This is a genomic window from Streptomyces sp. (assembly GCF_035644915.1).
In the GTDB taxonomy this organism is placed as follows: domain Bacteria; phylum Actinomycetota; class Actinomycetes; order Streptomycetales; family Streptomycetaceae; genus Streptomyces.
Window position 1 is genome coordinate 1 of sequence record NZ_DASQNP010000248.1, and the last position, 2,124, is coordinate 2,124.

The window sequence follows — 2,124 nt, forward strand, 5'->3', positions numbered from 1 at the left end:
GTGTGAGCCCGACCGCTCCCCGCGCCCGTGGGGCGGACGCCTCCTCGTCGCTCATCAGGGCGCGCGGAGCCGACCGCTCCCCGCGCCCGTGGGGCGGACTCTGCCCCGCCGGTAGCAGGCGCGGTCCGGGTCGACCGCTCCCCGCGCCCGTGGGGCGGACCCTTTCCGACCTGGGCTGTTAGAACAGCGCGGTCTGTTCGGGACGCTGGTGGGGGAACGCCAGCGGATCACTCCGCTGGGGTGGCACCAGGCCCGGGGGCCCGGTGTCTTCCCGCTTCGCTGCCCCTCGCCCACGGCCCCGAGGGACAGCAGGTCTTACAGGAACTCCACGGGCGTTTTGCGTCTCCCGCGTGTCGCAGGCGACGTGTGAATCGGCGAGCTCGGCGTGCCGCTCGATGTTCCGGGCCGCGTTCACGTCCCGGTCCATGCGCAGCCCGCACGAGGGATCGCCGCAGACGAACACCCTGTCGGACAACGTCAGGCGTGGGTTTTGCCACCCGCAGTCCGAGCAGGTCTTGCTGGACGGGAACCAGCGGTCGAGGACCGCCAGCCTGGACCCGTACCAGGAAGTCTTGTAGGTGAGCTGGCGGCGCAGCTCTCCGGGGGATGCGTCGAGGATCGCCCGGTTCAGACCGGCCTTCTGCCGCACTCTGCGGCCGGGCGCCTCGACGGTGCCCTTGGCCGAGCGGGTCATCCCGGCGACGTTCAGGTCTTCCACGGCCACCACCGCGAATCCGGTGGCGAGCCGTTTGGTCAACCGGTGCAGCGCCATGACGCGCCGCACGGTCACTTCGTGGTGCAAGCGGCCGACGCGGCGTTTGGCCTTCTCCCGCCGCGCCGAACCCTTCCGTGTGCGGGACAGTGCCCGCTGCGCCCTGGTCAGGCGCTTCTCCGCCGCGCGGATGTGGCGAGGGTTGAGCACGAACCGGGTGGTCCCGTCCCCGGCGTCCAGGGGCTTGGACAGTGCGGCGAGGTACTTCACGCCCACGTCGACGCCGACCCGGCCGGCGTCGCGCTGGCGGGCGGTGGGCTTCTCGGGGAGGTCCGTGGTCACCTTGCACAACACCGAGGCGTACCAGCGGTGCCCGCCCCGGGAGATCGTCACGGACTGCACCACGGCTTGGCCGCGGTCGGTCAGCCGGGCCAGCCGCTTACCCGAGTCGTGCAGCCGTACCTCGCCGATCTTCGGCAGCCGCAGGCGCCGGTAGCCGGCCAGGCGGATGGTCGGCTTCTTCACGTCGTGGTGGAGGCGGAAGCTGTCGCGGGAACGGCCCTTCTTCTTGAACCGCGGGTAGCCGACCCGGCGCCCGGCCCGCTTGCCCGACAGCGAATCGAGCCAGTTCCTCCAGGCGCGGTCGGCGTCGTCGAACGCGGACTGGAAGCAGTAGGTGCTGACCTCGTGCCACCACGGGCACACCCCGTCGACGCCTTTACGGGAGTCGCCCTTGACCTGGTTGAGCGCCTTCTTGATGGCCGGATGCGTCGGAACCGGCACCCGCGTCCTCTTTCGGGCCTCGGCTTCCGGTACTCCGTGTGCCACCAGCGCGGCCACCTCGGTACGCCACCGTTCGTGGGCGGCGACCTTCGCGGCGAGCGCGTGGTTGAACGCCCACCGCGCCGCACCCGCATGCCGGGCCAACGCCTCCGCCTGGGCAGGCGTCGGATCGAGCGTGAACTTGAACGCCCGCAAAACTTCCGTCGGCATGGCTCCTCCTCCCGGGTGCGGTTCGAACACGACGCGATGAACCGTAGCGGGAGGGACTGACATCAGGAGCGGCTTGCCGTAGGGGAGGAGAGGGGGGTGGGTGCGGAGCCATTCGGCCTCCCGGGACCGGGGTAGGTCCGGGGAGACCTGTTCGGCCACCCCCCTTGGCCGCCGCGCCCTTCGGTGAGGACGTCGAACCGGCTCATCCCTGCGCGGGAAGCTAACAGCCGCCACCGACAACGGCCCCACCCGGCGCATGCGGCCCCAGCCTCCCGCGTCCGCGGCCGGAGGCAGGTCACGGCGCGGGTGCGCGGAGGCGGCGGGGTACGCTGCGAACCGGGACCGACGCGGCGAGGAGGGCGACACACGGTGGCGCAGGGCGGTCGGCGGGACAGCCGGTTCGGGCGGTTCGTACGGCA

Annotated in this window: 1 protein-coding gene; it reads right to left on the reverse strand. The window is 71.9% G+C overall.

Features of this window, described 5'->3' with window-relative positions; translation table 11 throughout:
• Nucleotides 1-178: 178 nt before the first annotated feature.
• Nucleotides 179-1,705: an RNA-guided endonuclease TnpB family protein gene (locus VE546_RS26580; RefSeq protein ID WP_324926710.1), complete on the reverse strand. Its 1,527-nt coding sequence runs from the start codon at nt 1,703-1,705 to the stop codon at nt 179-181.
• Nucleotides 1,706-2,124 lie beyond the last annotated feature (419 nt).